The following is a 21800-nucleotide window of genomic DNA, read 5'->3' as shown; positions in this document are numbered from 1 at the left end:
CCATCGTCTCGGAAGGACACCTGTCACCATGTCGACAATTCGCAGAACCAGGCGCGCCGCCGTCCTCGGCACTCTCGCTGCCCTCGCCCTCGGCGCCACCGCCTGCGGCTCCTCCGGCGGGAACCCGCTCGACAGCGGCTCGTCCTCGGCGGCAGCCGGCGGCGGCGCGAGCACGGCCGCCGGGAGCGGGGGTGCGGGCGGCGGCGCCGGCGACGGCGGGACCGTCGTGGTCGGCTCCGCGAACTTCCCCGAGAACGTGCTGCTCGGCTCGATCTACTCGCAGGCGCTCAAGGCCAAGGGCGTCAAGGTCGAGGAGAAGTTCAACATCGGCAGCCGGGAGGTGCTCTACGGGCAGCTGCAGAGCGGCAACCTCACCGTCCTGCCCGAGTACAACGGCGCCCTGCTCGCCTACCTGGACGCCAAGTCCACCGCCACCGCCAAGGACGACGTCAACGCGGCGCTGACCAAGACCCTGCCGGCCTCGCTCGGGATCCTGGACTCCTCCCCCGCCGAGGACAAGGACTCCCTCAGTGTCACTCAGGAGACCGCCGACAAGTACGGGCTCAAGACCGTCGCCGACCTGGCCGCCAAGGCGGGCGAGTTCACGATCGGCGGGCCGCCGGAGTTCAAGTCCCGCCGCGAGCAGCAGTTCAAGGACGTCTACGGGCTGACCTTCAAGGAGTGGAAGCCCACCGGCGACACGACGGCCAACGCGCTCAAGGACGGCGCCATCCAGGTCGGCAACGTGTTCACCACCGACCCGAAGATCGTCCAGTTCAAGCTCGTCCCGCTGGCCGACCCGAAGGGCGTCTTCGGCGCGCAGAACGTCACCCCGCTGGTCAACAAGGCCGGGGTGGGGCCGACGGCGACGGCCGCACTCAACGCGGTGTCGGCCAAGCTCGACACGACCGGGCTGACGGCGCTGATGAAGCGCGTGTCGGTCGACAAGGAGGACCCGTCCGCGGTGGCCAAGGACTGGCTGAAGGCCAACGGGCTGGGCTGACGGATTGCGGGCGACCGCCGACAGATGACGGGTAACAGGTAACAGCTGACAGATAACAGATTTCAACATCTGTTATCTGTCAGCTGTTCGCCGCCCACCGTTACCCCAGCCTGAGGGCCTTCCCTCCCGCGCCGCGAACATGACAGTGTGACGCCATGCGCACTCGTCTCCTCGCCGCCACCCTCACGGCTTTCGCCGCGGTGAGCCTCGCCGCGTGTTCCAGCTCCGGCTCGACTTCCGCCTCGGGCTCCGGAGCGGGCACCGGCACCTCAACATCCGCGGCTGCCTCCCCCACTTCGGCCGCCGCCTCCGCCACCGCAACCCCCGCCCCCGGAGCCACCCCGCCCGCGGACGCCTCGACGGGCTCCGCCGCCGGGGACGCGTCCGGAGGTTCGGGCGCGACCGGCGGTTCGGGTACCGCGGGCGGGTCGGCGCCGGCCAAGCCCGCACCGCCCACCGACGCCGGAATGCCCGCCAAACCGGGCACCGACGTCACCGCCAAGCTGGTCGCCGCGCTGGACGCGATCGACCCGGCGATCGTCGGCGGCAAGCCCGACCAGGCCATCGACCGGGCCCGCAGCCAGTGCCAGTCGATGTACCAGTTCCCCAAGGACAAGGCGAAGCTGGTCGAACTGGCCGACCAGCGCTTCACCACCCCCGACCACCCGCAGGGCTTCGGGCCGGACAAGGCCGCGAAGATCAACGAGGCGCTGCGCACGACCCTCTGCCCGCCGCCGGCCTGACCCGGCGCGGCGCCCCCGCGCGCCCGGTGTCCTGAGCGCCGGGCCGCCGCGGCCGCGCGTCGTCAGCAGACGCGCGGCCGTGGCACCTCGGACACCCACACCCAAGTGCCCTACCGGAAGCGGGAGCTGGGCACCGGACCACTCGTGCGGCAGCGGTCGCGCGGGCCGTCCAGCCAGCGTTCGCGCACGGCGCGGGCGAAGGCCGTCAGCGCCTCGTCCGGGTCGGACGGGGTCTCGCCGTCGCCGCCGTCCGGGGCCGGGTCGGCGGCCAGGATCTCGGCCGTCAGCTCCTCGGCCGGGCGCTCGTCCGGCTCGTTGCCGAGCATCCGCCACGGCGGGGCGACGGTCTGGCCGAGCAGGCCGCTCACATCCGCGGTGACCGGCGGCGTGTCGGTCCAGCAGGTCGCGTGCTCGTACAGCACCTCGCCCGCGGAGCGCGTGCGCAGCGCCGTCAGCGTTTCCGGGCCGATGCCCTCGACGTCGCTCAGGTCGTAGGCCACGACCACGGTGTCCCCGGTGCCCGGCTGGTACGGCCGGGCGGGCAGGCCGAGCAGCTCGGCGGCGGCGAGGCCGAGGGCCCGGTCGGCCCGGCCCGGCAGCAGCGAGACCGACTGCGGGCGCACACCGGCGGCGTCCAGGATCAGGCGAAGCCGCTCCAGCCCGTGCCGGCACAGGCCGTAGGAGTCCTGGAGGAAGGCGTAGCGGCCGGTCATGCCCGCCGTGAACCCGTACGGGGAGAGGGTGGCGAGCAGGCCGCCGGTGAGGGCGAAGTGCCAGCCGCGCAGGTCCTGACGGTTCAACGGGTCCGTGGTGGACGCGGCGGCCTCGACGGTGTCGGCCCGGCCGAGGGCGCGGCGCACGCGGTCGGCGGCGGGGCGCCACTGGTCGTCGGGGGCGGAGAGCCGGTCGAGGGTGGTGCGGGCGGTGGTCCGGTCGCCGGCCATCAGGGCGTTGTAGGCGAGGAGGTAGCGCTCGGGCCAGTCCCGGAGGACGGACTCGTGGGCTTGCAGGGCGGTGACGGCCTCGGCGTGCCGTTCCTCGTCCTCCAGGGCGGAGACGAGTTCGGCGAGGATCGGCAGGCGGTTGTCGGGGCCGGGCTTGCTGCGGCTGAAGAGGCCGCGCTTGGTCTTCTCGCCCTCGCGGACCTCGGCGGTGGCGATGCGCAGGGCCTCGGCGAGGGCGGGTGCGGCGAGGAAGGCGGCGCCGCGTTCGACGCAGGCGTAGCCGTACTTGTAGAGGGCGACGGCATCGGGGGTACCGGCCCCGGTGGCGCTCCCGGCGGTTGCCCCGCTCGCGGTGGCGAGGCGGGCGGCGGCCTCGGCCAGGTCGTCGAAGCCGCTGCCGGCGGCCAGCCGTTGGACCAGCGGGGCGACCTGGGCGGCGGGCACGTCCTCGGCGAGGGCGCGCAGTTCGCGCAGGACGGCCTGCGGGTCGCCGGCTTCCAGGTGGCGCCAGGCTTCGTCCAGCGAGGGGGTCGTCACAGGGCTGTTCCTCCGGGGTGGGTGTGGTGCCGTGTCGGGCGTCCTGTCGGACAAGGGTCCGATCCTCCCGGACGGGGTTCGGTGTCCACAATCCAATAACCGGCCCGGGGTCCGGCCGCCCGCCTTCGGCGGCTCCCGACGCGGCCGGGGCCGTGCGGCGACGAACCGCAAGGCACCTTGACAGAGAAGTGGTCTAGTCCAACCATAAGCATGTCGATCCGACCGGGATGCACTGTGGGGGTGTGACCACCGGCGGCCGAGGCACCGCCCTGCCCTGTTCCGCTCCACCCCCCGAACCCGCCCGGCGCGCGCGTCCGCACCACCCGCACCGCCGTTCGCCGCCGCGCGAGTCCGTGGACACCGCCTGCCCCGAGCACGCCGCCCGCTCCCCGCCGCGCGACCCGTACGTCCCTGTGCCGCCCCAACGTCCTGCCCCACCATGTCTGTTGGAGAATCGATGCGTCTACGCAGAACCATCCAGGCGGCCCTGACGGCCTGTGCCACGCTGGCCGCCTCGGCCGGCCTCGTCGCCGCCGGGACGGGCTCCGCCCAGGCCGCGACCCCGCTCCCCAGCCGGGTCTTCGCCCCCTACTTCGAGTCCTGGACCGGCCAGAGCCCCGCCACGCTGGCCGCGCAGTCCGGCGCCAAGTACCTGACGATGGCCTTCCTCCAGGCCTCCGCGAAGGGCTCGTGCACCCCGTACTGGAACGGCGACACCTCGAAGCCCGTCTCCTCCTCGACCTTCGGCGCCGACATCGCCACCATCCGTGCCAACGGCGGGGACGTGATCCCGTCCTTCGGCGGCTACACGGCCGACCACAACGGCACCGAGATCGCGGACAGTTGTACCGACGTCAACCAGATCGCGGCCGCCTACGAGAGCCTCGTCACGACGTACGACATCAGCCGGATCGACCTCGACATCGAGGACAACTCGCTCACCGACTCGGCGGGCATCGACCGCCGCAACAAGGCGATCAAGCTGGTGCAGGACTGGGCCGCGGCCAACGGCCGTTCCGTCCAGTTCTCGTACACGCTGCCGACCACCACGAGCGGACTGGCCGACAACGGACTCTCCGTGCTGCGGAACGCGATCGGGAACAACGCGCGGATCGACGTCGTCAACATGATGACCTTCGACTACTACGACGGCGCCACCCACGACATGGCCGCCGACACCCAGACCTCCGCCCAGGGCCTGTACAACCAGCTGGCCACGCTCTACCCCGGCAAGTCCCCGGCGCAGCTGTGGGGTTCGATCGGGATCACCGAGATGGTCGGCATCGACGACTACGGCGCGGCCGAGACGTTCACCGTGGCCAACGCGACGACCGTGTACAACTGGGCGGTGTCGAAGGGCCTCAACACGCTGTCCTTCTGGGCGCTCCAGCGCGACAACGGGGGCTGCCCGGGCACGGCCGGGAACGACTCGTGCTCCGGGATCGCCCAGAACGCCTGGGACTTCACGCACATCTTCGCGCCGTTCACGAGCGGCACGCCGACGACGAACGACTTCTCGGTGGCCGTCAACCCGAACTCCGGTACGGTGGCCGCCGGTTCTTCCACGTCGGCCTCGATCGCGACGGCCGTGACGTCGGGCTCGGCGCAGAGCGTCAGCCTCTCGGTGAGCGGCGCCCCGGCGGGCGTCACCGCCACTGTCACCCCCGGCAGCGTCACCGCCGGCACCGGCGCCACGCTCAGCGTCACGGCGACGGCGGCGGCCGCGGCCGGCACGTACCCGCTGACGGTGAAGGCGAGCGCTCCGTCCGGTACGCACACCGCCACCTACACGCTGACCGTCACCGGCAGCACTCCGCCTCCCGGCGGTCTGGCCAACGGCGGCCTGGAGAGCGGCAGCCTCGCCCCGTGGACCTGCCAGGGCGGGGGTGCCGTGGTGAGCACGCCGGTCCACTCCGGCTCGTACGCGCTGCAGGCCGCGCCGACCGAGAGCCAGACCGGCGAGTGCACCCAGACCGTCACCCTGAAGCCCAACACCAGCTACACGCTGAGCGGCTGGGTGCAGGGCAACTACGCCTACCTCGGCGTCAGTGGCGGGGCGAACGCCAGCACCTGGACCAACTCCGCCGGCTGGACGAAGCTGAGCGTCCCGTTCACCACCGGCGCCACCGGCACCGTGACGGTCTACCTGCACGGGTGGTACGGGCAGGGGAACGTGTACGGCGACGACTTCGCGATCGGCTGACAGGGCCGACTGACGGATAGCGGGAAACGGATCACCGGTAACGGATAACAGCTGACAGATAACAGATGACAGATTTCAACATCTGTTATCTGTCAGCTGTTCATCGTCCCCCGTCGGCCGCCGGCCGCCCCTCAGCCCGCCTGGCTCCCCGTACGCCCCGGGACCTCAGCCCGCGCCTGCCACGGCCGGCACAGCGCCACGTACGCCGCGCTCGCCAGCACCGCGCTCGACAGCACGACCACCGCCAGCAGCACTGCCGACGGCCGCCCGCCCAGGCTGCTCAGCGGTGCGACCAGCGCCCCGCACAGGAAGTTGCCGGTCCCCAGCAGCGCCGAAGCCGTCCCCGCCGCCTGCGGCTCGACCAGACCGAGCGCCTGCGCCGCCGAGTTCGGCAGGATCATCCCCATGCTGCCCATCATCACGAACAGCGCCGGGCAGACCCCGAGCAGCCCGAAGTCCCACACCGTCGTCACCAGCACCAGCGCCACGCCCGCGACCACCGCCAGGCCCAGCCCGGCCAGCATCAGCGCGCCCGCCGTGAAGCGCCGCGCCAACACCCGCCCGTTGATCTGCGTCATCCCGACGATGGCCACCGAGTTCAGCCCGAACAGCAGGCTGTAGGTCTGCGGCGACACGTGGTAGACGTGCTGCAGCACCGTCGACGACCCGCTGATGTACCCGAACAGCGCCCCGAACCCGAACGTGCCCGTGAGCATCAGCCCGAGGAACGGCAGGTCGCGCAGCAGCCCGCCCATCGTCCGCAGGGTGGACCCGAACCCTCCGCCGTGCCGCGCCTGGGCGGGCAGCGTCTCGCGCAGCGCGCCGAACGCCACCAGCGCGAGCAGCAGCCCGAGCGCCGTCAGCGCCCCGAAGGTGCCGCGCCACGACGTCACCCGGAGCAGCTGCGCGCCGATGATCGGCGCGAGGATCGGCGCCAGCCCCGATATCAGGGTGATCGAGGCAAGGAACCGGAGCATCGCCACGCCCTGGAAGCGGTCCCGGGCGACGGCCCGTCCGATGACCAGTCCGGCGGCCCCGGCCGCGCCCTGGACGAACCGGGCGGCGATCAGCAGCGGCAGGTTGGGCGCGATCACGCACACCGTGCTGGCCAGGGTGTAGAGGACGAGCCCGGCGAGCAGCGGCGGGCGGCGTCCGAAGCGGTCGCTGAGCGGCCCGAACAGCAGTTGTCCGGCCGCCACCCCGAACATCGAGAACGTGAGGGTGAGCTGCACCGCGGCCGGATCGGCGGCGAGGTCGTCGGCGATCGCGGGCAGGCCCGGCAGGTAGAGGTCGGTGGTCAGCGGGCCGAGCGCGACCAGGCCCCCGAGCACGGCGACGGTGCCCCGGCCGGGACCCGCCGGGGCCGCCGAAGCGGCCGCAGTGGCCGCAGTGGCCGCAGCGGCTGGAGTGGCCGAATCGGCTGGAGCCCCGGCTGGGGCCGACGACAGGTCGGTGGTGGGGCCGGCGGCAGGGCCGGGCGTCTCGTCGGACGGGCCGGCGCTAGGGCCGGGGCCGGGGCCAGGCATGGGGCTCCCTTGCTGGACGGGCGGGACGGGGCGGGACGGGTTTGTCCACGCTCCGTCCTATCGCAGCCCGGCCCCGCTCCGACAGCGGGGGCACCGGACCGTTCACCCGTCCGCCCGGGGCCCCGTGCCTCAGCGCTTCTCGGGACGCTCCGCCCGCATGGCCGCCTGGACGGCGGCGCCGTCCTGCCAGGCGTAGAGCTGGTTGCCGGAGAGCATCACGTTGTAGTGCCCGCAGGTGCCGGTGGCCTTGCCCGCGACGCCGTCGGGGAACCAGCCCGCCTTGAGCGACACCGGCACCGGGTGCACCCCCTTGCCGGTCAGCCCGGTGGTGCAGCCGACGGGCAGCCGCCCCTCGGGGAGGGTGGCGCGCAGCAGGCGGTCGTCGCCGGTGGTCGACATCAGGTAGCGGACGGCGGAGGCGTTGTCGGGCAGCCAGCCTGGCATCGAGTGGCGGTCGGCCTTGGCCTCGCTGCCGGTGGCGTACGAGACCTGCTCCTGGTGGCGGCCGTCGTACCACTCGGACACGCGTGGGCCGATGACGACGGCGGCCACGGCGACGGCCATGCCCGTCCCGGCGACTCCGAGCGCGACCTTGCTCACGATGCCCTTCATGTCCGCCTGCCCTCTCCCTGTCCGGTTTCCGTGTCCGCTGTCGGTGCGGGTGTCGAGTGTTCCGTTCGGCCCGTGGTGTTCCCCCGGCCGGTGTAACCATCCTGGCCCGCGCCGGACGGCCGGGGCGTCACCACGAGGTCGCGATCACGCCTCCATCCCACGGGGTAGCCTCTCCACCTTCAGACGTACGTGCCGCCACCCGCGGTTTCGGGTGGCGGGCGCCGCGCCGGCGGTGTGCGCCGGAGCGGTGCCGGGGTCCCGATAGAGCGTCACTCAAGTCCGGCCCGTGCGCAGCCCGGTGTGCTGCACCCGGGGCACCGGCCCCGTACCGTACACCCGTCAGACGGCGGCGGGCACCGGCCGGGAGACGGGGAACGGGCGGCCGTCGAGGGTCCAGTGCGGGTCGATCGGGCGCAGCAGGGAGGCGTACACCTGGGCGGCGACGTCGGGGTGGCGGATCTCCCCCGTGGGCGGGCCGGCGGGGATGCCGTGGCCGGCGCAGGCGACCCAGGCGGTGCGCTCCTCGGTGGTGCGGCCGCCGTGGCCGCCGGCGTCGACGTGGCCGTGGTCGGTGACGACGATGACGGTCCACTGTTCGTCGGGGTGGGTGGCGCGGCCGCGGACGGCGTCGAGGAGGCGGCCGAGGCGTTCGTCGGCGTTGCGCATGGCGGCGCGGTACTCGTCGCCGCAGCCGAGGAAGTGGGCGGTCTCGTCGACGGCGCCGAGGTAGACGAAGGAGGCTTCGGGGTCGGCGGTGGCGAGGACGTGGACGGCCTCGCGGGTGACCTCCTCGTCGACGGTCTCCCAGGCTTCGGGGGTGTCCTCGGCGGGGGCGATGTAGGAGAGGCGGCCGGGGGCGCGGAAGAGGGGGCCGCCGGACTCGTTGATCATCAGCGGGTCCCAGCCGGCGGCGACGAAGGTGCGTCGGCGGTCGCCGCGGTTGAGGCGGGTGGCGAAGTCGGGGAAGACGTCGAGGCGGTTGCCGGCGAGGTGGTTGCCCCAGACGCCGTGCCTGGCGGGCTCGACGCCGGTGACGATGGTGGCCCAGCAGGGCCCGGACATGGTGGGGGTGGTGTCCGCGACGGTGACGGGCACGAGGAACCCGGCGTCGGCGACCTCCGTGAGCCGCGGCATCGGCACGTGCTCCAGGTAGTCGTACCGGACGCCGTCGATGCCGACGACGAGCACGCGGGGGCGGGGCCACGGGGCAGCGGTCATGGGGGTTCCTTTCGGTCGTGCGCATCCGGCGCGCGCCCGCCGAGGGCGCCGCCGACCGCGCCATGGTTCACCGCTCGCCGTACCGGTTGGTGTCCGGTCACCGAACGGGCAGTGTCCGTGGGGTGTCGGGCGATTGTCCTTGCACCCCGCCCTTCGGCGGGGGCCGGAGCTCGGGGGGCGGTCAACGGCGGGCGGCGGCGGGCGACGGGCGGGCGACGGCGGGCGGCGGGCGTCAGGCCTGCGGCCGGAACTCGTGGACGACCTCGATCCGGCCGACGATGTGCCGGTTGAACTCGGCCAACTCCTCCGCCGGCACCCAGAGTTCGAGGATGGTCCGGCCACCCGCCCTCTGGACGGGGTAGCGGGCGAGGAACTCCGTCTCGACCTCGAAGCGGGTGACGTAGCCGACGCCGGAGACCGGGACGTTCCAGTCGCGGGCGATCCGGACCGCGTAGTCCTCGTTCAGGACGGGGTAGAAGATCGGCTGCTCGGGCAGGCGGGGCGGCCAGGCGCGCCAGTCGGCGGCCTCGACCAGGGCCAGTTCCTCGGGGCCGGTCGGGCGCCAGAGGGTCGTGGTGGCGGTCAGGGCGCTCGGTGTGGTCGAGGCGCTCGCCGTGGTCGGGGCGTCCTGTGCGGTCGGGGCGCCCTGCGTGGTCTGGCCGTTCATGGGAGGGGACGGTAGCCGAGCCCGCCCGGGCCCGGCCACCGCGTTTCTCCCGCCCGCCACCGGCTCACCGGGCGTCAGCGGTAGGCGGACTCCCCGGTGATGGCCTCGCCGAGCACGAGCGTGTGGATCTCGCTGGTGCCCTCGTAGGTGAGCACCGACTCCAGGTTGTTGGCGTGCCGCAGCACCGGGTACTCGGTGGTGATGCCGTTGGCGCCGAGGACGGTCCGCGCGCTGCGCGCGATCTCCAGCGCGGTGCGGACGTTGTTGAGCTTCCCGAAGCTGATGTGCGCCGGACGGGCGGCGCCCTCGTCCTTGAGCCGGCCGATCCGCAGCGCGACCAGGTACGACTTCTCCACCTCCAGCATCATCTCGACCAGCTTCTGCTGGGTCAGCTGGAAGCCGGCGATGGGGCGCTCGAACTGGATGCGGGTCTTCGCGTAGTCCAGGGCCGCGGTGTAGCAGTCGCGGGCGGCGCCGACGGTGCCCCAGAGGATGCCGTAGCGGGCCTCGTTGAGGGAGGACAGCGGGCCGCGCAGGCCGACGACCCCGGGCAGCACGGCGTCGGCCGGCAGCACGATGTCGTCGAAGGCCAGCTCGCTGGTGACGGAGGCGCGCAAGGACAGCTTGCCGTGCACGTCGGTGGCGGTCAGGCCGCGGGTGCCGCGCTCCACGAGGAAGCCGCGCACGCCCTCCTCGGTCTGCGCCCACACGACGGCGACGTCCGCGATGCTGCCGTTGGTGATCCACATCTTGCTGCCGGACAGCACCCAGTCACCGCCCTCTCCGCCCTTGCGCACCGCCCGGGTGCGCATGTTGGCCGGGTCGGAGCCGAAGTCCGGCTCGGTGAGGGCGAAGCAGCCGATCAGCTCGCCGGCCGCCATGCCGGGCAGCCAGCGCTGCTTCTGCTCCTCCGAGCCGAAGGCGTGGATCGCGCGCATGGCGAGCGATCCCTGCACGGAGACGAAGCTGCGCAGCCCGGAGTCGGCGGCCTCCAGCTCCATGCACGCGACGCCGTAGGCGACCGCGCTCGAACCCGTGCAGCCGTACCCGTCGAGGTGCATGCCGAGCACACCGAGCGCGCCGAGCTCGGGGGCCAGTTCGCGGGCCGGGAACACCCCGCGCTCGAACCAGTCGCCGATGTGCGGGCGGATCCGCTCGTCGGCGAACTTCCGGACGGTGTCGCGGATGAGCCGCTCCTCGTCGGTGAGGAGATCGCCGACGGCGAGCAGGTCGGCCGGGTCGATCCGGGTCGGCTTCGTCATCGAAGCTCCTTGGGGTCTCGGGGTCTCGGTAGTCTCGGCGGGATGACGGGATACCGGGGAGTATTCCGCACCCGGCGGGGCGGCGGGCGGGCGCGAGCGAGTGAGGAAAGCGACATGTCCGGTGGCGGGTACGTGGTCGGCGAGGTGACCGCCGAGGAGCTGCGCGGCGCGGCGGACGAGATGGCGGGACTGCTGGTGGAGACCGTCCACGGTGGCGCGTCGGTCGGGTTCCTGGCACCACTGGAGGCCGCTGAGGCCGCGCGGTGGTGGCGGGCGCTCGTGCCGGACGTGGCGGACGGGCGACTGGTGGTGTGGGCGGCGCGGGCGGAGGCCGACGGGCGGCTCGCCGGGACGGTGCAGCTACGGCCGGCGACGACCGCGAACGGGCGGCACCGGGGCGAGGTCGCGAAGCTGATGGTGCACCCGGCGGACCGCGGGCACCGGCTGGCCGGGCGGCTGCTGGCGGCGCTGGAGGAGCGGGCGGCGGAGCTGGGTCTGCGACTGCTGGTGCTCGACACCGAGACAGGCAGCCCGGCCGAGCGGATGTACGAAGCGGCGGGCTGGAACCGGGTCGGCGAGGTGCCGGACTACGCCACCGACCCGGCGGGCGCGCCGTGCTCGACGACGGTGTTCTTCAAGGCGGTGGGGGCGGGCGGGAGGTGACGGGTGGGGCGAACAGATAACAGATAACAGCGAACAGATGACAGATTTCGAAATCTGTTATCTGTCATCTGTTCGCTGTTATCTGTTCGCTGTTATCTGTTCGCCGTCACTCGTCACCGGTCGGCGGTCAGCCCACCCCGCACAGCCGCAGCACCGCGGTCGTCGCCGCGCCCGCCACGACGACGGCCGGGAACGGCGCACGACGCAGGGCAAGGACGCCTGCGACCAGGACGCCCGCCGGCCGGGCCCACCCCGCGAAGCCATGGCCCTGAGTGAGCGCGCCCGTGGCGACCAGGGCAACCAGCAGGACGGACGCGGCCACGGCCAGCAAGTGCCGGAGTCGCTCGGAGAGTTCGATCCGGTGCCCGAGCAGCGGCCCGGCAAGACGGTAGGCGTACGTGCCTGCGGCCAGCAGCAGCACGGCATGCAGCGGCATCAACGGACTTCCTCCTTAACGGCGTTGGACCGGTTCTCCACGGCGACCACACCCTCGACCCCTGCCGCCCGAGACTCCCCCACCACCGAGGACTTCCCGGCGAACAGCAGCCCGACGAGCGACAGCAGCACCGGCAGCCCGGCCGGCAGGTAGGGCGTCGCCACCACCGCGACCACCGCTCCCGCCACCGCGGCCGCGCGCGTCCGACGGTCGTCGAGCGAGGGCAGCACGAGGGCGAGCAGCACCGCCGGGAAGGCGGCGTCGAGGCCGAGCGCGTCCGTGTCGCCGATCAGCCCGCCCGCGGCCGCGCCGAGCACGACGGAGACGTTCCACACCACGAACAGCGCGACCCCGCACAGCCAGAACGCGGCCCGCCGGCGCCGCCCGTCCGACTGCCGCAGGACGAACGCGGCACTCTCGTCCGTGATGAGCTGGGCACCGAACAGCCGTCGCCACCACGGGCCTTCGAGCACGTCGGCGACGGTGAAGCCGAATGGCAGCAGGCGAGCGTTGAGCACCAGCCCGGTGGCGACGGCCGCGAGCGCACCGCCGCCGGACAGCACCACACCCACGGCGGCGAACTGGGACCCGCCCGCGAAGACGAGGAGGGACATGACGACCGGCACCCAGAGCGGCAGGCCGCCGGAGACGCTGATCGCACCGAAGGAGGCGCCGACGAGGGCGTCGGCCAGGCAGACCAGAGCGATGTCACGGACGGTGGCAGACTCCAGTGTTCGAAAGAGCGAACGCATGTCCATTAGAATGAACCCGAGGCCAGTCGTTCGTCAAGGCGAACCCTTGGACCGCCACACCGAACGCCAGGTCCTGGGAGCCGGGGAACCAGGGAGCTCGGGAGCCCAGGAGCCAGGGAGCCGGACATGGGAGCATGGCGCGGCCGACAAGGCAGACGGGACCGCAGGAGGCGCGAGGAAGCGTGAGTGGACAGCATGAGTGACCCGACCCCCAACCCCGCCCCTTCCGCCGGATCCGGTACGGCCTCCGGCGCGGGCTCCCCCCTGGGCTCCGGCACGGAGCTGATCGGCCTGATCGCCGCGTCGATCCGGCGCGAGCGCGAGCGCAGCGGCCTGTCGATGGCCGAGCTGGCCCGACGGGCGGGCATCGCCAAGTCCACGCTCTCGCAGCTGGAATCGGGGTCGGGCAACCCGAGCGTGGAGACCCTGTGGGCGCTCGGCGTGGCACTGAACGTCCCGTTCAGCCGGCTCGTCGATCCGCCGCGCCCGGCGGTGCGGGTGATCCGGGCGGGCGAGGGCCCCGTCACGCACTCGGAGCGGGCCGACTACGCGGCCACCGTGCTGTCGTCCTGCCCGCCGAACGCCCGGCGCGACATCTACCGCATCGAGGCGCAGCCGGGCGAGACCCGGATCTCCGACCCGCACATGCCCGGCACGGTCGAGCACGTGATGCTGGGAGCGGGCCGGGCGCTGGCCGGGCCGACGGAGGCCCCGGTGGAGCTGGGCCCGGGCGACTACGTGAGCTACCCGGGCGATGCCCCGCACGTGTTCCGCGCGCTCGCCCCGGACACCCTGGCGGTGATCGTCATGGAACACATCTGACGAACCCGATGGATCGTCGATGGCCGACCGTTCGGAGTCGGCTACGTCAACAGGCCGTCCAGGAAGGGGTTTCCGAAGACCCGGTGGGGGTCGTGCCGGTTCAGGACGGCCACCGCCTCGTCCCAGCCCGGCCCGCCGCCGTCGCGCAGGCTCGCGGGGATGACCCGGCCGAGCAGGTCCGGGTCGGACCAGGCCGCGTCGGCGGTGTAGGCCCAGCCCTTGGACCACTCCACGCGCAGGCCGGCCCGGGTGCCGTCGAAGGTGCGCAGCAGCCACTGTTCGAGGTCGCGGGCGAAGCGTTCGAGGCCCGGGGTGCCGGGGAAGGCCAGGACGTCGAGCCAGACGGCGGTGTCCCACTCGGGGCGGTCCGGGCGCGGGCGCAGCGCGGAGAGCAGGGGCGGCCGGGCGCCGGGGACGCCCGCGTAGGCGGGGTCGTCCAGGCCGGTGACGCGGATCTCGACCGCGCCGTTCACCGGGAACTCGCCGCGCGCCTGGTAGTCGGCGAGCAGCTTCCGGTACTGGGCGGCGAATTCGCTGACGACCCACTGCAGGTCGGCGCGCTTGCAGAGGATCGCGTAGCCGTTGGCGGTGACCCGCAGGGTGGTGGGGCGCACGTACTGGAGGAGGGTGCGGGAGGGGCCCCACAGGTCCGAGCGCAGCCCGGCGGCGAGGAGGTGGGTGAGGAGGTCGCCGGTGAGCAGGTCGCGCAGCAGCCCGCCCGAGAGGAGGACGTCCGTGAGGTCGCCGGTGAGTCCCACTTTGGCGACGAGGTACTGGAGTTGGCCGAAGAGCGGGGCCGACGCCCAGGCGCCGGAGACGATCTGGCCGGCGAGCCGGGCGACGGGTTCCGGGACGTTGTCCGAGAACGGGTAGTTGTAGGGCTGGTCGACGGCGCGGGCGGCGAGCGGTTTGGCCGGGGCGACGCTCCAGGTCTTGAGCCAGGGGTACTCGGTGTAGGCGAACCAGATGGCCTCGGTGCGCCCGTCGCGGTCGACGAAGTCGGCGAAGGTGCGCGGTGGGCCGCCGCCGAGCAGGCCGCCCAGGAGTCCGCCGCCGCCGGTGTCGCCGGGACGGGCGAAGAGTTCGCTCGCCGGGATGTCGAGGCGGCTGACGCAGCGCAGCGGCCGGTCGGCGCCGGCCCGCAGGACGACCTCGGTGAGGAACGCCCGGCCGAGGTGGACCAGGAAGGCGGCGCTGTCGGCCTCGGAGCGGTCGAACGTGCGCAGGACGTAGCGGCCGGTGGCCGGGTCGAGGACGACGGCGGTGAGCCGGGTGACCTGGTTGCTGACCGATCCGTAGCCGTGCCCGTCCTGGCGGGTCTCCCCGACGGCCGGGACGGCGGTGCCGTGGCCGCCGATGGCGAGGACGCCGCCGACGGTGAGCTCTCCGGGCGCCGGGCAGGCGGTGAGGCCGAGGCCCCGGCCGGCCAGGTGGGCGAGCAGGTCCTCCATGGTGGCGCCGGTCTGGACGCGCACGGTGGTCGGTGAGTCGGCCGTGATCGCGGTGAGGTGGCGGCTCGTGTCGACCAGGAGGACGCGGGCGCTGTCGGGGGTGCCGTTGGCGACGGTGAGCGGCGCCCAGGTGTGGCGGTAGCCGGTGGCGCGCAGGCGCCAGCCGTTGGCGTGCGCCCAGTCGGCGAGGGCGGGGACCTCCTCCGGGGTGCGGGGCGCGCACGTCCACAGCTGGTCGGTGCGGATCTCGCCGGACCAGTTCTGGAAGACCCGCTGGTACAGCTCGGTGCCGGCGGGCAGCCCGGGTGGGACGGGCGCGGCGGCCTCGGCGCTGTCCGGGCCGACGGTGCCGCGCAGCAGCCAGGCCCCCGCGCCGAGCGCCGCGGACGCGCCGAGCATCTGCCGCCTGGTCAGGCCGCCGCCGTGCGCTCGTGCCCCGTCGGCGGAGCCCGGATCCGCCGCCCGCACCGCTTCGCCGTCCCGGCCGCCGCCGGCTCCGCGCCACCGTCCTGTGGTCAACCGTCCCGCCCCCTGAGCTCGTCGCCCGGGTGTCCGTCGTCGGCCCCGGGTCCGGGCAGGAGCGTACGAAGTGGCGGACGGCCGTTTGAAGCGTTCCAGCCGATCATTCACCCGTACGAGTGATCATGGCTCATGCCGATGCGCGGTCGGGGCCGCCGGAGTGGCCCGGGGCCCATCAGCGCGGCGAGGGCGGGCCCGGGACACGTCAGCGCGGCGAGGGCGGGCCCGGGGCCCGTCAGCGTGGCGCGGCGAGGGCGGCCTCCGCGTAGCGCTGCCACTGCCCGGCCGCCGATTCGGGAAGGCAGACCCAGTCCTTCATCGGCCGCCCGTCCGCCGGGTCGAAGAGGTGCGCCCCCTCCGTCGCGAGGGCCTCCGCGTGCTCGGCCGAGTCGCGGCCGAGGCGGCAGACCAGTTCGCCGCTGTGCAGTCCGGCGAAGGCCTTGCCGTTGACGTCCTTCAGGCAGGGCATGCCGAACATCTTGCTCCGGTGGGCGCCGCGCGGCGCCAGTTCGTCGGCGATGGCCTCGTAGCGGGCGGTGGCGCCCTGGTCGTTGGTCATGCGGCTCATAGTGGCGTGCCGGCGTGCGGCTGACCAGCCGTGCCGGAGCGCGACCCCGGTTCCGTCCTGCCTAGCCCTCTACCTGGATGGCCGCCCGCCGAAGCCTCTTGTCGGGCCATCGGACGACCGCATAAGTTGATCTTTTCCGCCTCGCGCCCGGGAGCACCGCCATGCCCGCATCCCTGACCGTCGCCGTCGCCCAACCCGTCTGCGAGGAGCCCGGCCGGCCGGACACCGTCTCCGGCAACGCCGCCCGGCACGCCGCGGCCGTCCGGGAGGCCGGAGCGCGGCTCGTGGTGTTCCCCGAGCTGTCGCTGACCGGCTACGACCTCACCGCCCCGGCCCTCGACCCGGCGGACGCGCGGCTCTCGCCGCTGATCGCCGCCTGCGCCGAGACCGGCGCCACCGCGCTGGCCGGGGCCCCGGCCGCGGACGCCGACGGGCGCGAATACATCGTGACCATGGCGGTCACCGGCGAGGGGGTCTCCGTCGTCTACCGGAAGATGCGGCTGCACGGCGAGGAGCTGAACCGTTTCACCGCCGGGGACGCACCCGTCGTCCTGGAGCTGGACGGGGTCAGGCTCGGCCTCGCGATCTGCGCGGACGCCGCCGATCCCACGCACGCCGAGGAGACGGCGGCCCTCGGCATCGACGCCTACGTCGCGTCCACCCTCTACGGCCCCTCACCCGAATCCGCAGCCCGCCGCGACGAGCACCTCGGGGCCAGGGCCGCCGCCCACGGCGTCTGGAGCGTCCTCTCCACCAGCGCCGGGGCCAGCGGCGACTTCCCGGCCACCTCGGGCGGCTCGGGCTTCTGGGCACCGGGCGGCGCACCGGTCGCCCAGGCCGGCACCGCGCCCGGCGGCCTGGTCCGCGCCGAACTGCCGTAACCCCCGGGGGTGAACGCGCGGGCCACCGGAAATACCCGGGGCCCGCGCGCGGCTGTCAAGATCGGAGACCGGGACGGGGACGCCGTTCGGGACCGTTCAGGAGGTGCAGCACGCGATGGGTGATCAGCAGGGCCACGGACAGCGGGCCGACCAGAACCACCGGGGCCACCAGGCCGGCCAGGTCCACGAGGCCGGGCAGGAGTACCGCGTCGAACACGACTCGATGGGCGAGGTCCGCGTGCCCGCGGCCGCCAAGTGGCAGGCGCAGACGCAGCGGGCGGTGGAGAACTTCCCGGTGTCCGGGCAGCGCCTGGAGCGCGCGCACATCGCCGCGCTGGCCCGGATCAAGGCCGCGGCGGCACGGGTGAACGCCCGGCTCGGCGTGCTGGACGAGGAGACGGCGGCGGCCATCGCGGCGGCGGCCGAGGAGGTCGCGGAGGGCCGCTGGGACGGCGAGTTCCCGGTGGACGTCTTCCAGACCGGCTCGGGCACCTCGTCCAACATGAACGCGAACGAGGTCATCGCGACCCTCGCCGCCGAGCGGCTGGGCCGGCCGGTGCACCCGAACGACCACGTCAACGCCAGCCAGTCGTCCAACGACGTGTTCCCGTCCTCGATCCACATCGCCGCCACCGCCGCCGTCACGCACGACCTGATCCCCGCGCTGGAGCACCTGGCCGAGGCGCTGGAGCGCAAGGCCGCCGAGTTCGCGCAGGTGGTCAAGTCGGGCCGCACGCACCTGATGGACGCCACGCCCGTCACGCTGGGCCAGGAGTTCGGCGGCTACGCCGCCCAGGTGCGGCACGGTCGCGAGCGGCTGCTGGCCACGCTCCCCCGGGTCGCCGAACTCCCCCTCGGCGGCACGGCGGTGGGCACGGGCATCAACACCCCGCCCGGCTTCCCGGCGGCCGTGATCGAGGAGGTGGCCCGCGCCACCGACCTGCCGCTGACCGAGGCCCGCGACCACTTCGAGGCACAGGGCGCGCGCGACGCCCTGGTCGAGCTGAGCGGTCAGCTGCGCACCGTCGCGGTTGGGTTCACCAAGATCGCGAACGACCTGCGGTGGATGGGCTCGGGCCCGCGCACCGGCCTCGGCGAGATCAACCTGCCGGACCTCCAGCCCGGTTCGTCGATCATGCCGGGCAAGGTGAACCCGGTGCTGCCCGAGGTGGTGCTGATGGTCGCGGCACAGGTGGTCGGCAACGACGCGACGGTCACGCTGGCCGGCGCGAGCGGCAACTTCGAGCTGAACGTCATGCTCCCCGTCATCGCCCGCAACGTGCTGGAGTCGGTGCGGCTGCTCGCCAACAGCGCCCGGCTGCTGGCCGACCGCACGGTGGACGGCATCACCGCCAACGTCGAACGGGCCCGGGAGTACGCCGAGTCGTCGCCGTCGGTGGTCACCCCGCTGAACCGGTACATCGGGTACGAGGAGGCGGCGAAGGTCGCCAAGCAGGCCCTGGCGGAGCGCAAGACCATCCGTCAGGTGGTGCTGGAGCGCGGGTACGTGGAGGAGGGGAAGCTCACCAAGGAGCAGCTGGACGAGGCGCTGGACGTGCTGCGGATGACGCGTCCGTAGCGGGGGCCGTCACGGACGGGTGCGGCGACGGGCTCGGCGGCGAAGGCCCGTGCGGCGGGCGTGCGGCCGGTGTGCGTGCGGCCGGTGTGCGCCGGGGCGCGGAGGGCGGCGGGCCGCCGGTCCGTGCCCCGGACGCGGGCTGCGGGGAAGGTCAGCCCTTGGCGCGGCCGGCCCGGCCGAGTCGCATCGCTGCTCCGTTCGACGTGATCGTGGCCATCGAGATCGCCGCGAGGCCGAGCAGGAACATCACGGCGCCGACGATGACGCAGGTGACGATGTTCTTGCCGTGCGCGACCGATCCGGAGACGGCCCAGGGGGAGATGATCGTCCAGATGCCGAGCGCCGCGGCCGCCCAGGCCCGCGCGTGGGTGCGCTCGTAGGCCGACCCGTAGCCCGCCATCAGCAGGGTGTAGGCCAGACCCACGATCAGGCAGGTCACGGTGAGGGTGCTGAAGGCGGTGAAGCCGACGATCCAGGGCGATGCGGCCAGGAACAGGCCCGCCAGCACGGCCAGGGCCTCGATGCCCTGGGCGCGCGGGGTCGAGGTGACCCGCTCGTAGTGTTCGCGTAGTTCGACGATGTCCGGATGGTGCTCCATGCCCATCGGGGTGTGGGTTGACACCGATACCACCTCCTGTGGTTCGGATCGTGGAAGGCGCTTGCCCCGTACCCATTCTGGCGCTTCTCGAACGTTTTGCACCTAATAGTCCGAAAAGGTCGATAACCATCCGATCACGGCGGTGACCTGCGTCTCACCGCTCCGGCGCGCCATTGCCTATGCAACTCGTTGCATAGCAGGATGCGGGGCATGGCACTGGAGCACGCGATCCTCGTCTCACTGCTGGAGCAGCCCGGCTCCGGCTACGAGCTGGCCCGGCGCTTCGATCGCTCGATCGGCCGCTTCTGGACCGCCACCCACCAGCAGATCTACCGGGTGCTGCGGCGCATGGAGGCGGACGGCTGGATCGCCGCCGAGGAGATCGCCCAGGACGGCCGGCCGGACAAGAAGGTCTACTCGGCGGCCGGGCCCGGCCGGGCCGCGCTCGCGGACTGGCTGCGCGAACCGGTCGAGCCGGAGACCGTCCGGCACGAGCTCGCGGTGAAGATCCGCGCCGCCGCCTTCGACGACCCGGCCGCGCTGATCTCCGAGGTCGAGCGCCACCGCGACGGCCACGCCGCCCTGCTCACCCGCTACCTGCACGGCGAGCAGCGCGACTTCCCCGACCTCACCTCGCTCGACACCGCTCAGGAACTCCAGCACGTGGTGCTGCGCGGCGGCATCGAGTACGAGCGGATGACCCTCGCCTGGCTGGACGACGTGCTCACCACCCTGCACCGCCTCGTCGCCGACGGCACCGGCCCTGACGACGCGACAGGCAACGGGGAGCGGACCGCGGCGAACAGATGACGGCCGACAGATGACAGAAGACAGATAACAGAGTTTGAAATCTGTTATCTGTTATCTGTCCGTCGTCGGCCGTCGACCGCCCTCCCGCGCCGCCCCTGGCCCCACCCCACAGCCACCCCACAGTCACTCCACACCCTCGACCCCCGGGAGCCCGTGATGCTCTTCAACCCGCGTACCTACGACCCCGCGCAGTTCGACGAGCCGACCCGCCGGCTGCTGCGCGCGACCGTCGACTGGTTCGAGTCGCGCGGCAAGAAGGCGCTCATCGACACCTACATCGACCGCACCTGGTACGGCGACTTCCTCGAATTCGCCGCCAAGGAGGGCCTGTTCGCGGAGTTCCTGACCCCCTCCGCCGCCGACCCGGACAAGCGCTGGGACACCTCCCGGATCGCCGAGCTGAACGAGATCCTCGGCTTCTACGGCCTCGGCTACTGGTACACCTGGCAGGTCACCATCCTCGGCCTCGGCCCGGTGTGGCAGAGCGAGAACGAGGCCGTCCGCGCCCGCGCCGCCCGCCTCCTGGCGGAGGGTCACGTCATGGCCTTCGGCCTCTCCGAGCGCACCCACGGCGCCGACATCTACTCCACCGACATGATCCTCACCCCGGACGGCGAGGGCGGCTTCACCGCGACGGGCCCGAAGTACTACATCGGCAACGGCAACGTCGCCGGCCTGGTCTCGGTGTTCGGCCGCCGCTCGGACGTCGAGGGCCCCGAGGGCTACGTCTTCTTCGCCGCCGACAGCCGCCACGAGGCGTACCACCTGGTCAAGAACGTCGTGAACAGCCAGATGTACGTCAGCGAGTTCCGGCTGGAGGACTACCCGGTGCGCGCCGAGGACGTGCTGCACACCGGCCAGGCCGCGTTCGACGCCGCGCTGAACACCGTCAACGTCGGCAAGTTCAACCTGTGCACGGCGTCGGTCGGCATCTGCGAGCACGCCATGTACGAGGCGGTCACGCACGCCCACAACCGCGTCCTGTACGGCCGCAAGGTCACCGACTTCCCGCACGTGCGCCGCGAGTTGACCGACGCGTACGCCCGCCTCGTGGCGATGAAGCTGTTCAGCGCGCGGGCCGTGGACTACTTCCGCACCGCCTCCCCCGAGGACCGCCGCTACCTGCTCTTCAACCCGATGACCAAGATGAAGGTCACCACCGAGGGCGAGAAGGTCATCGACCTCATGTGGGACGTCATCGCGGCCAAGGGCTTCGAGGCGGACACCTACTTCGACAAGGCCGCCAAGGACATCCGCGGCCTGCCGAAGCTGGAGGGCACCGTCCACGTCAACCTGGCGCTGATCCTCAAGTTCATGGCCAACTACCTGTTCGCCCCGGCCGATTACGCGCCCGTGCCGACCCGCAAGGACGCCGCCGACGACGTCTTCCTGTTCCACCAGGGCCCCGCCCGCGGCCTCGGCGCGATCCGCTTCCACGACTGGCGCACCGCCTACGACCGGCACGCGCACCTGCCGAACGTCGCCCGCTTCCGCGAGCAGGCCGACGGCTTCTGCGAGCTGCTGCTCACGCACGCGCCGAGCAAGGAGCAGCAGGCGGACCTCGACTTCCTGCTGGAGATCGGCCAGCTGTTCGCGCTGATCGTCTACGGCCAGCTGGTGCTGGAGCAGGCCGAGTTGACCGGCCTGGAGGCGGACGTGCTGGACCAGGTCTTCGACGCGCTGGTCCGCGACTTCTCCGCGCACGCGACCGAGCTGCACGGCAAGGCCTCGGCCACGGAGGAGCAGGCCGCCTGGGCGCTCGCGCACGTGCGTCGGCCGGTGGCCGACGCCGAGCGGGCCGCGAAGGTCTGGGCGCGCGTCGAGGCGCTGTCGGGCGCGTACGAGATGCAGCCGTAGTCCTGCGGACGGCTACGCAGGGCCCGGGGGGTGCGGGGGGGGGGCCGGCCCCCCCCGGTGGCCGCGGGGGGCGGGGGGGGGAAAACCCCTCGGGCGGGAGGGTCCCGGGGGCGTGGGGGGTGGGGTAGGTCATACGCCCCCCCGCCGGG

At 73.0% G+C, this 21800-nt stretch carries 20 protein-coding genes; 9 read left to right on the top strand and 11 right to left on the bottom strand.

All coding sequences use genetic code 11. The annotated features are described in order from the left end of the window. The first annotated feature begins 28 nt into the window (after window positions 1–28). The gene (locus ACFVU9_RS03905; protein WP_380445598.1) at window positions 29–1003 is read left to right on the top strand and encodes an ABC transporter substrate-binding protein; all 975 of its coding nucleotides are present in this window, start codon (window positions 29–31) and stop codon (window positions 1001–1003) included. 155 nt (window positions 1004–1158) lie between these two features. Beyond that, complete coding sequence (locus ACFVU9_RS03900; protein WP_387589609.1) at window positions 1159–1746, top strand: hypothetical protein; 588 nt, start codon at window positions 1159–1161, stop codon at window positions 1744–1746. A gap of 110 nt (window positions 1747–1856) precedes the next feature. Here ACFVU9_RS03900 and ACFVU9_RS03895 read toward each other — a convergent pair whose 3' ends face one another. After that, the gene (locus ACFVU9_RS03895) at window positions 1857–3227 is read right to left on the bottom strand and encodes a hypothetical protein (RefSeq protein WP_387589606.1); all 1371 of its coding nucleotides are present in this window, start codon (window positions 3225–3227) and stop codon (window positions 1857–1859) included. A 457-nt stretch (window positions 3228–3684) separates the two neighbouring features. Here ACFVU9_RS03895 and ACFVU9_RS03890 point away from each other — a divergent pair, with 457 nt between their 5' ends. Next, entirely contained in the window at window positions 3685–5430 is a 1746-nt protein-coding gene (locus ACFVU9_RS03890) for a glycosyl hydrolase family 18 protein (protein ID WP_387589603.1), read from the top strand. 131 nt (window positions 5431–5561) lie between these two features. On the opposite strand, the gene ACFVU9_RS03885 is transcribed toward ACFVU9_RS03890, so the two are convergent. The 5 genes from ACFVU9_RS03885 to ACFVU9_RS03865 all read right to left on the bottom strand — a co-directional run bounded on the left by ACFVU9_RS03885 (window position 5562) and on the right by ACFVU9_RS03865 (window position 10715). Continuing rightward, window positions 5562–6761 carry a multidrug effflux MFS transporter gene (locus ACFVU9_RS03885; protein WP_387589600.1) on the bottom strand — a complete coding sequence of 400 codons (1200 nt, stop codon included), beginning with the start codon at window positions 6759–6761 and terminating at the stop codon, window positions 5562–5564. A gap of 324 nt (window positions 6762–7085) precedes the next feature. Beyond that, complete coding sequence (locus ACFVU9_RS03880; RefSeq protein WP_380445589.1) at window positions 7086–7568, bottom strand: hypothetical protein; 483 nt, start codon at window positions 7566–7568, stop codon at window positions 7086–7088. A 339-nt stretch (window positions 7569–7907) separates the two neighbouring features. After that, complete coding sequence (locus ACFVU9_RS03875) at window positions 7908–8786, bottom strand: alkaline phosphatase family protein (RefSeq protein WP_387589597.1); 879 nt, start codon at window positions 8784–8786, stop codon at window positions 7908–7910. 232 nt (window positions 8787–9018) lie between these two features. Beyond that, entirely contained in the window at window positions 9019–9372 is a 354-nt protein-coding gene (locus ACFVU9_RS03870) for a hypothetical protein (RefSeq protein ID WP_387589699.1), read from the bottom strand. 155 nt (window positions 9373–9527) lie between these two features. Then, complete coding sequence (locus ACFVU9_RS03865; protein WP_380445584.1) at window positions 9528–10715, bottom strand: acyl-CoA dehydrogenase family protein; 1188 nt, start codon at window positions 10713–10715, stop codon at window positions 9528–9530. 114 nt (window positions 10716–10829) lie between these two features. Here ACFVU9_RS03865 and ACFVU9_RS03860 point away from each other — a divergent pair, with 114 nt between their 5' ends. Further along, the gene (locus tag ACFVU9_RS03860; protein ID WP_380445582.1) at window positions 10830–11378 is read left to right on the top strand and encodes a GNAT family N-acetyltransferase; all 549 of its coding nucleotides are present in this window, start codon (window positions 10830–10832) and stop codon (window positions 11376–11378) included. Between the two features lie 127 nt (window positions 11379–11505). Here ACFVU9_RS03860 and ACFVU9_RS03855 read toward each other — a convergent pair whose 3' ends face one another. After that, complete coding sequence (locus tag ACFVU9_RS03855) at window positions 11506–11814, bottom strand: AzlD domain-containing protein (RefSeq protein WP_380445580.1); 309 nt, start codon at window positions 11812–11814, stop codon at window positions 11506–11508. Beyond that, window positions 11814–12566, bottom strand: a complete 753-nt coding sequence (locus ACFVU9_RS03850; RefSeq protein ID WP_380499963.1) for an AzlC family ABC transporter permease — start codon at window positions 12564–12566, stop codon at window positions 11814–11816. Before ACFVU9_RS03850 ends, ACFVU9_RS03855 begins: the two co-directional genes overlap by 1 nt. Window positions 12567–12905: 339 nt before the next feature. Between ACFVU9_RS03850 and ACFVU9_RS03845 the strand changes: the two genes are divergently transcribed. Further along, window positions 12906–13388 (top strand): helix-turn-helix domain-containing protein, encoded by a 483-nt coding sequence (locus tag ACFVU9_RS03845; protein ID WP_387589696.1) that lies wholly within the window; start codon window positions 12906–12908, stop codon window positions 13386–13388. A gap of 41 nt (window positions 13389–13429) precedes the next feature. On the opposite strand, the gene ACFVU9_RS03840 is transcribed toward ACFVU9_RS03845, so the two are convergent. Together ACFVU9_RS03840 and ACFVU9_RS03835 are read right to left on the bottom strand one after the other, a co-directional pair. After that, window positions 13430–15238, bottom strand: coding sequence for a cholesterol oxidase substrate-binding domain-containing protein (locus ACFVU9_RS03840; protein ID WP_387589693.1), 1809 nt, complete (start codon window positions 15236–15238; stop codon window positions 13430–13432). A 355-nt stretch (window positions 15239–15593) separates the two neighbouring features. Further along, window positions 15594–15917: a hypothetical protein gene (locus ACFVU9_RS03835; protein ID WP_380445578.1), complete on the bottom strand. Its 324-nt coding sequence runs from the start codon at window positions 15915–15917 to the stop codon at window positions 15594–15596. Between the two features lie 170 nt (window positions 15918–16087). Between ACFVU9_RS03835 and ACFVU9_RS03830 the strand changes: the two genes are divergently transcribed. After that, window positions 16088–16807 (top strand): carbon-nitrogen hydrolase family protein, encoded by a 720-nt coding sequence (locus ACFVU9_RS03830; RefSeq protein WP_387589591.1) that lies wholly within the window; start codon window positions 16088–16090, stop codon window positions 16805–16807. A gap of 115 nt (window positions 16808–16922) precedes the next feature. Further along, on the top strand, window positions 16923–18386 hold the full coding sequence (locus ACFVU9_RS03825; RefSeq protein ID WP_380445576.1) for a class II fumarate hydratase: 1464 nt from the start codon (window positions 16923–16925) through the stop codon (window positions 18384–18386). Window positions 18387–18537: 151 nt separating this feature from the next. On the opposite strand, the gene ACFVU9_RS03820 is transcribed toward ACFVU9_RS03825, so the two are convergent. Further along, window positions 18538–19008, bottom strand: a complete 471-nt coding sequence (locus tag ACFVU9_RS03820) for an SPW repeat protein (protein WP_329930749.1) — start codon at window positions 19006–19008, stop codon at window positions 18538–18540. Window positions 19009–19194: 186 nt separating this feature from the next. On the opposite strand from ACFVU9_RS03820, the gene ACFVU9_RS03815 reads away from it, so the two are divergent. Together ACFVU9_RS03815 and ACFVU9_RS03810 are read left to right on the top strand one after the other, a co-directional pair. After that, window positions 19195–19794 carry a PadR family transcriptional regulator gene (locus tag ACFVU9_RS03815; protein WP_380445575.1) on the top strand — a complete coding sequence of 200 codons (600 nt, stop codon included), beginning with the start codon at window positions 19195–19197 and terminating at the stop codon, window positions 19792–19794. Window positions 19795–19950: 156 nt separating this feature from the next. Continuing rightward, window positions 19951–21651 carry an acyl-CoA dehydrogenase family protein gene (locus tag ACFVU9_RS03810; RefSeq protein WP_387589587.1) on the top strand — a complete coding sequence of 567 codons (1701 nt, stop codon included), beginning with the start codon at window positions 19951–19953 and terminating at the stop codon, window positions 21649–21651. Window positions 21652–21800: the final 149 nt, after the last annotated feature.

This window comes from Kitasatospora sp. NPDC057936, assembly GCF_042887525.1.
Lineage (GTDB): Bacteria > Actinomycetota > Actinomycetes > Streptomycetales > Streptomycetaceae > Kitasatospora.
Note: the sequence above shows the minus strand (reverse complement) of the source record. Positions and strands in the feature narration are given on the sequence as shown.